Below are 340 nucleotides of genomic sequence, written 5' to 3'. Positions count from 1 at the left end.
AAACCACTTCCTTTTATATGATCGTAGGATTGATCAAGCCAAATGGCGGCAGGATCTTCCTGGACAGAGAAAATATTACCAAATTTCCGATGTATAAACGGGCTCAATACGGTATAGGTTATTTAGCGCAGGAAGCTTCGGTTTTCAGAAAGTTGAGCATTGAAGATAATATTATGAGCGTTCTTGAACTCACCGACCTTTCTAAAAAAGAGCGGAAGATGAAGATGGAATCCCTTATCGAAGAGTTCGGATTAGGACATATCCGCAAGAACCGCGGAGATCTTCTAAGCGGTGGAGAGCGACGACGGACGGAGATTGCCCGAGCTCTGGCTACAGATCC

Annotated in this window: 1 protein-coding gene; it reads left to right on the top strand. The window is 44.7% G+C overall.

Annotation, left to right across the window (positions count from 1 at the left end):
• Nucleotides 1-340 (top strand): ATP-binding cassette domain-containing protein (locus HC175_RS21645; protein WP_168139968.1); only part of this gene is annotated, 340 nt, incomplete at both ends.

Source organism: Salinimicrobium oceani, from assembly GCF_012037645.1.
The sequence above is the reverse complement of the archived record's forward strand: the minus strand, read 5'-3'. Positions and strand labels throughout refer to the sequence as shown.